Annotated in this window: 12 protein-coding genes; 3 read left to right on the top strand and 9 right to left on the bottom strand. The window is 29.1% G+C overall.

The window, feature by feature from the left end; translation table 11 throughout:
• Together ACIQ56_RS16935 and ACIQ56_RS16940 are read left to right on the top strand one after the other, a co-directional pair.
• The coding region (locus ACIQ56_RS16935; RefSeq protein WP_397602213.1) for a hypothetical protein at positions 1-898 on the top strand (898 nt) is incomplete at its 5' end.
• Between the two features lie 154 nt (positions 899-1,052).
• Entirely contained in the window at positions 1,053-1,286 is a 234-nt protein-coding gene (locus tag ACIQ56_RS16940) for a hypothetical protein (protein ID WP_397602214.1), read from the top strand.
• On the opposite strand, the gene ACIQ56_RS16945 is transcribed toward ACIQ56_RS16940, so the two are convergent.
• The 9 genes from ACIQ56_RS16945 to ACIQ56_RS16985 are packed head-to-tail and all read right to left on the bottom strand — an operon-like array spanning position 1,269 to position 6,119.
• Positions 1,269-1,877 carry a GNAT family N-acetyltransferase gene (locus ACIQ56_RS16945; RefSeq protein ID WP_397602215.1) on the bottom strand — a complete coding sequence of 203 codons (609 nt, stop codon included), beginning with the start codon at positions 1,875-1,877 and terminating at the stop codon, positions 1,269-1,271. The two genes, ACIQ56_RS16940 and ACIQ56_RS16945, sit on opposite strands and share 18 nt — an antisense overlap.
• 52 nt (positions 1,878-1,929) lie before the next feature.
• Positions 1,930-2,487 carry a hypothetical protein gene (locus ACIQ56_RS16950; protein WP_397602216.1) on the bottom strand — a complete coding sequence of 186 codons (558 nt, stop codon included), beginning with the start codon at positions 2,485-2,487 and terminating at the stop codon, positions 1,930-1,932.
• Entirely contained in the window at positions 2,484-3,176 is a 693-nt protein-coding gene (locus tag ACIQ56_RS16955) for a hypothetical protein (RefSeq protein ID WP_397602217.1), read from the bottom strand. Before ACIQ56_RS16955 ends, ACIQ56_RS16950 begins: the two co-directional genes overlap by 4 nt.
• A 1-nt stretch (position 3,177) precedes the next feature.
• The gene (locus ACIQ56_RS16960) at positions 3,178-3,603 is read right to left on the bottom strand and encodes a D-Ala-D-Ala carboxypeptidase family metallohydrolase (RefSeq protein ID WP_397602218.1); all 426 of its coding nucleotides are present in this window, start codon (positions 3,601-3,603) and stop codon (positions 3,178-3,180) included.
• The gene (locus tag ACIQ56_RS16965) at positions 3,600-3,872 is read right to left on the bottom strand and encodes a hypothetical protein (RefSeq protein ID WP_397602219.1); all 273 of its coding nucleotides are present in this window, start codon (positions 3,870-3,872) and stop codon (positions 3,600-3,602) included. The genes ACIQ56_RS16960 and ACIQ56_RS16965 overlap by 4 nt, the downstream gene beginning before the upstream one ends.
• An 11-nt stretch (positions 3,873-3,883) precedes the next feature.
• Entirely contained in the window at positions 3,884-4,288 is a 405-nt protein-coding gene (locus tag ACIQ56_RS16970; protein ID WP_397602220.1) for a single-stranded DNA-binding protein, read from the bottom strand.
• Positions 4,278-5,099 (bottom strand): hypothetical protein, encoded by an 822-nt coding sequence (locus ACIQ56_RS16975; protein ID WP_397602221.1) that lies wholly within the window; start codon positions 5,097-5,099, stop codon positions 4,278-4,280. The genes ACIQ56_RS16970 and ACIQ56_RS16975 overlap by 11 nt, the downstream gene beginning before the upstream one ends.
• Positions 5,099-5,977 (bottom strand): PD-(D/E)XK nuclease-like domain-containing protein, encoded by an 879-nt coding sequence (locus ACIQ56_RS16980; RefSeq protein WP_397602222.1) that lies wholly within the window; start codon positions 5,975-5,977, stop codon positions 5,099-5,101. The genes ACIQ56_RS16975 and ACIQ56_RS16980 overlap by 1 nt, the downstream gene beginning before the upstream one ends.
• Positions 5,943-6,119, bottom strand: a complete 177-nt coding sequence (locus ACIQ56_RS16985; RefSeq protein ID WP_397602223.1) for a hypothetical protein — start codon at positions 6,117-6,119, stop codon at positions 5,943-5,945. The genes ACIQ56_RS16980 and ACIQ56_RS16985 overlap by 35 nt, the downstream gene beginning before the upstream one ends.
• A gap of 189 nt (positions 6,120-6,308) precedes the next feature.
• Between ACIQ56_RS16985 and ACIQ56_RS16990 the strand changes: the two genes are divergently transcribed.
• Positions 6,309-6,739, top strand: a 431-nt coding sequence (locus tag ACIQ56_RS16990; RefSeq protein ID WP_397602224.1) for a DEAD/DEAH box helicase, incomplete at its 3' end; no start/stop codon positions are given.

Here is a 6,739-nt window from a genome sequence, read left to right on the forward strand (position 1 = left end):
TAAAAAGGTAGATCCTAAATTAATTAGACCAGAATTAGTTCAAGACGGTGAAAGAAATTTAGCGATTTGGTCTTGGGCAGTATACTATAAAATGGCGGGTTATTCCGAGTTAGAAGCATTAGAAAAGATAAACTTACGTATAAAATGGATTACAAATTTTGAGAGTTCGCAGGAATGCAAAAGCTATCAAATTAAAAACACCGTTCGCTCTATATATAGGAACAGAAAAGAGACATTTGGCATTAAGCCAGACTGTTTGCCCGATTTTTTAGCAGACGATAGTTTTTATTTTGATTCGGGTCTAAAATTATGCCCGATTTTAGAGCCGTCAAATACCAGAAGGGAGCCACCCCCTGCCCTAAGCATTGCCCCTATTCCAGCATGCCCTGCTGTGGAAGAGGAAAATAAACAAAATCCTGTGACCCTAGCAGGCGAGTCAAAAATTAAGCCTGATTTAATTTTAATTAACAGTGTATTTGCTGAAAACAGCAATATCAAAAAAATTGATACCACAAAAATAAATGCTGTTAATTTAAGCAATCATAAATTAACAGTTGTTCGCTACAATCGAAAAATAGGAATATTTAATGAAGATAAGCTTATTTTATGTGTCACAGATTCGAGGCATTATAAATTAAAAAATTTAATTCCAAAATTAAAAACAATAGTTTCTTTTGAATTAACAGATAAAAACTTCTTCCATCCAAAAAAGAATAATAAAAAATTGCGAATTTGGAACGCTAAAATTGATAAAGAAAAACATCCGATTAGTTCAGATATCCTTTGTGGTAGAAAGAAAAGTTTTGCTAAAAAAATATTGGAATTTAAAAATAAAAATGATAAACAATTTGATGTTACTCAGGATAAAGTCAAAAATGATTTTGATTGTCCTTTTTAAATAGAAGGTTATATGACTCAAAATGTTCAGTTCTTTAGATTAAGAAATTTACTTGGAAAGTTATAAAAATGTTAATTTTATAACCATAATATCTTGAAATTAAAAAGAATTTGTATATAATGAGTCAGGTTTAATTTTTACGGAGGAATTTTATATGAAAATAACTTGCCTTGAGTGTGGCAAATTAACCAATAAAAGAATTTACAACGGTGAATATTATTGTGATGATCATTTAAAGCATGGTTTAGCCGACAGAAATAATATTAAAAAATCAAAACGAGTTTATATAGATGATGATGTTTACTATCAATTAGTTAAAAAAGCTGCTGACTTACACATGGATTTAAGAACTTATTTAAGCAGGTTGCTATTAAAAACAACCGCTTAATTTATCCAGTAATTTTTTTGAATTTCCTTCTGAATTAATAAATAAATTATTAGAAAATTCGACCATTCCACATCTAAATAAATAAGCCTTTTTTAGATCTTCATTTAAAAAATGTGTTAACCAACCTAGTTGACCATATTCCGCATGTGTTTCTATACCTGTAAGGAAAAAATCTTTTTTGATCATTTGCGCCAATATGTTGTTATTTGATAAAACAAAGCAGCATGTAATTTGGACAAATCCTAATTCTTTACAAAACTCAATTGCTTTATTTAAACATTCGGATAAAATTCCTTGTTTTCTATATTCTTTTTTGACTACTCCGTGGCGCAAATAATAAACATCTACGTCTTTTTGTTCACCTCTAAACAATGCAATAGCTTTATCACCATCTTTTAAAATAAAATGATGTGAGATATTTGAAGTCATTTTTAATAGGTTTTTTCTTTTTTCAAGTTGATCTTTTGTCAATATTCCCTCTCGAATAAAAGTTAGCTCGTCTGGGAAGTCCTGCATAAACTTTTTATAGTAGGTGTCCCAATATTGATCTTGATTCACTTGTTCCACTTGATAATTTAAAATTTGTTTCATAATAATTATTTCCTTAGCGTTGTTTTTGGACCGTCTACTAGGGACGGCGATATTAAAATTCGAGTCTGTGCGAGATCCCGATCTCGCAAGAGTTATTGTTGTTAAAAATTTCGTGTTTAATTCTTGCAAAAGCCCATAGGCCGCCTGTTACCCTGTAATCAAGTTTTGCTGAAATATTAGGCGAAAATTCAAATGATTTTGGAAGTTCTGAAAAGTTTTTAAATTTATTTTCAATTCCTAGTTGAGTTTCTATCGCTAAATTGTTTTTAGGTATTTTAAGCTCGAATTTTTCACTAGTCCTAGTCTCACTATCTAAAGTGGATAAATTTAAAATTTGGCCGCTTGTAATTTCATTTGTATCATTTGACACAATTTCAAGCGTTTTTTCAGAACCATCAGGTTTTTTTTCTGACAATTTGATTTTGTTTTTATGCTTTATTGTTTTCGATTTTATTTCCTCTTGTTTTGAATCAACTAAATTTACCGATTGCTTTTCTTCCTTTTGAGTTTTTACCACCGCAGGTTGTGCCTCTGGTCGAGAAAAACGGCCAGCAAAAAAAACAGCAACTAAAGTAACAAAGCAGATTATAATTTTGTATTTTAAAGTCATTTTTTTATAGGCTCTTGCAAATATAAAGCTTTAAATATTTCATCGGATTTAATGTGATTCAAAACATTTTCAACCTTAAAGCGGTCTGTGAGCAAATTAAAAAATGGATATTTTAATACTTTCCAATTTTTATCTTTATAATTATCCATTAAAATTCCAGTTTGATCGTCGCAACTCCAGCGAGTATGACAATTTATTAAACCTGCTGGTTTATTATATGGAGTATTTAGACGTCTAACTATATACGGTATTTGCTCGTGTAAAATTTCTTTATAACGCTCACTATCTTTTTCGTTTAAATATCGAATTAAATCATCAAATATAATAAGATCAAAATCTCTACATCCTAAACCAGTGTTAAATCCAAAATATTGAATATTATTTTTAATTTTTTTCTTTGGACAAATTTCTTTAAAATTATTATTAAAACGATTTGCTAAATCTTGATTGTTACAAAATACTCCAATATTTAAATCAGAAAACTTTTCGTTTATATAAGCTGGTAGTCTAATTGTGACAGTTTCACTTTTTAAATGCCTTGGTGGCATTGTAATATTTAAAAAAGGGCTTTTAAAAGAATTAAAATCATCAATAAAATTATCTATATTTGAAAATAAATCTTCTAAATAAGGGTACATATCTAAATTTTTAAAAGTTTTTAGCATAAATTCTTTAAAACTACTTTCCATTTTAAAACTCCATTATAAAATCTTGTTTGCGATTTTCTTCTTTACTTAAATACGAAATATGAATCCATTTCTTATTTTTTGTTTTTTCAAAGATTAATTGGTCATAGTCAAAAATATTTTTATTATTTTTAATGTAATTAAATAGCTCAAATGGACTAAATTTATCAACATAAATATCAACAGCCTGCCCTTTTGTGTGCTTTGAGTTTTCACGGCCGCCAACTGCTTTATTTAGTTCGGGACAACGATAACCTGATGATATTTTAATACTGCATTTTAATTCGCTCCTGAGAGCTTCTAATAAATTTTCACACATCAATTTTAAATTAAAAATAATATTATCATTAGCCTTGTTTTTTATTCCTCTTTCAATTGCAGTTTTTGAAAATTCCATTTCTTCTAAAGTAAAATTATCTGATAATTTCATTTAATTTTATCCTCGATTTTCTCCACCCTATCTTCTAAATTCAAATGTTGATGCTGAAGTCCAACAAGACTTTCTCTTGTTTTTGATAGCTCTGAATTAGTGTTATTAATTGCAGTATTAATACTTGCAAGTTGAGCTGTTACTTTTTCAATAAATTTTTCTGATATGTTCATTATAAAGCGATATACTCCATAAAGAACAATTAAAGAATAAATTAAATACGCTGCTGGTGTGTTTAATCCTTTTAATATTGGGTCAACTTCATTCATTATTTTTTTCCTTAAAATGGAATATCATCCGCCATTGGACGATTTATATTTTTTGGTGGTGATGTATTATTTTCTGTAATATTATCCTTTTTATTTTCTGATTTAGGAAAGAGCATAAATTCAAAACAAATAATTTCTGTAACAGATCTTTTTATTCCGTCTTTATCATCCCATGATCTTGATTTAATTTTTCCTAAAACCTCGATTAAGTCGCCTTTTTTTACTATTTTATTTATATTTTCAGCGGTTTTATCGAATGCTACGATTTTGTGCCAATCTGTTATCTCATTACTTTTTTCATTTTTAGTGAAATATTCTTTTGTTGCTAAAGAAAAATTTGCAACTGTGATTTTATCATTCTTAAAATCAATTTCTGATCCAACTCTTCCAATTAATCTTGCGCTATTAGTTAGCATGGGAAACCTCAATAATTTCAGCGGCTATGGCGTTATTTAATTTACTTGTTTTTGTTTCTTCAAATACAAAATAATCTTCTCGTGATTTTGTACCTGAACTAATTGCGTTGTAAATTCCTCTCAAATTAATTATTTCTTCTTCATTTATTAATTCAATATCGTGTTTTAAATAGTTGTCTATCATCTTTTTAGTAACGCCAATTTCAGAAAATTTAATTAATATTTTTTTGATTTGTTCTTGAGGGGACTCACTAAATTCTTTTGAAAGTGTTTTTTTGCATTCTGCAACCGCATTTTCAGTGATATAAAAAGGAACTAATTCTAAAATACAAGCACGTCTACGTCTTGCTGCCATGTTTAAAATTAATTCCGTGATATCGCGCTCTGAGGTTAATTCTATTTTTCCAGTGTTACTTTTCTTTGTTTCTCTTACATGATCTACAACAAAAACCCTACTAGCAAAGTTGTTGTTTTCAACATCCCAAGCCCACGATTCTACTTTTGTCCAGCCCTTACCACGTTCTAAAATGGTTGCGCCGCTTTGAAAGTTTCCTATATTTTGCGCTATTGTTTCGGCTAATCTAATGGAAGCACCCGATACAATTTGATTTCCTCTTGAGTAACTATACAAAGCAATATTTGCTAATGATTTGCTTTTACAAATATTAGTAATTTTTGAATCCGCAGTATGTAAATCTCTAGGAAATTGTTTAGCCATAAAAACCGCAGCTTGTGCTTGAATCGCTTTTGTTTGCATTTCTGTATTTGTTTTTGTTAAACTTGTTTCTTTATTATCAACTGTCTGTAACATTATCCTATTCTCCTAAGCTTAAAACGTTCTGGAATATCTAAAGTTCTTATGGGATAATTTGTTTTTTTATATGTGTTAGTTTCAGAACATTTTTTATATAATTTTAAAGCTAAATCAATATGTTCTCTTGCTAAATTTAAGTCTTCATCTTTAAAATCGTAGCAATAAACATTGTATGGGTATTTTTCTTCAACAGCGATTAAAACAAAATTGTCTTTTTTAATTCCTGAAATTTTTTCATAAATATCCAAACTATATGCTGCTTGTATGACTAAATTAAATTTTCCAGCGTCAAACTCAAATTCGTATTTATTCGCATTTTGGCATTTTTTTATATCTGATATTGCGAGATCTGAAATAATATCAAGCTTTATTTTTTTACTTATACCATCGTCTTTATCATCTAAAAAATAGGCTCTCTCATACAAGCCATTTTTTAATAAAACTTTTGCAACTGGGTCATTTAAAACAGCGTCTCTACAATATAGAATTTCATTAAATTCCTCTTCTTTAAGGACAGTTTTATCTTTATGTTTTTCTGCAAATTCCTTGTATTCTTTAGTACGTCTGTCACCTTCACCCTTATAGCAAACAAACATTTTATCAAATAAATCAGGCTCTAAAATTGCAATATGCCGATGAGTTCCTGCTATCATTGCCGCTGTTTCTTTAAATTTAGGACGCTTTGGATCTAAAAAATGTTTATAAAAATGCCACTCAGATTCTAATAATTTTAAAATTTTAGAGCGTGAAATAGCGTGATGATTTTGATACGTTTCGTTTGATATATATTCACCATAAATTTTTTTAAAACTTGTTTCGATTTCTTCAGCTTCTTTTAATTTACCCGCAGTTTTTAAACTGTTTATCATCTCCATTTGCTTTTGCATTTCTTGTTTCATTTTGTTCCATTTCATTTTTTATAATAATTGTTAGGTAACTAATCATAGTAATTTTGTGTTTCTTTGCGTTCTTTTTAATTAATTCGTGCATTTTTGAATTAATAGATACTTGTTTCATTCTGTCCCCCTTTGGTGATTAAATTACGGCGGTTTTATCTTACTAAACAAAGGACAAAATAAAAAATGCAATTAGTCCAAATAGCCTAATGGGCTAAATATCCCAATAGGATAAATAACCAAATGGGATAACTGCATTTTGTGTTTAAGTTTTTTTGTTAGATGATAATTATCTCGGAGGTTTTAAGAAATGATCCTAAGAAATTATCAAGAGGAATTTTTAAATAAACTAAGAAAGTCATTCTTAAGAAACAAGAACATCTTAGGGGTATTGCCAACGGGTGCGGGTAAAACTGTAATTATATCAGCAATAACACAACTAGCACAACAAAAAGGTAACCGTGTTTATATTTTTGCACACAGAATAGAATTGATAGAACAAATATCAAGCGCACTACATGCTTTTAATATTCCACATAATCTTGTATTACCTGATTATCCTGTAAATAATAATATTTTAGTACAAGTGTGTTCCGTTGATACATTTATTAGACGTGTGAATAATTATTTACCGCCAGATTTAATTATTGTTGACGAAGCTCATCATTTAGCCTCTGCAACAAATAAATGGGGCAGGTGTGTTTCTAATTTTCCAAATGCGAGAATTCTCGGACTCACGGC

The organism is Silvanigrella sp. (genome assembly GCF_044369315.1).
Taxonomy (GTDB): Bacteria; Bdellovibrionota_B; Oligoflexia; order Silvanigrellales; family Silvanigrellaceae; genus Silvanigrella.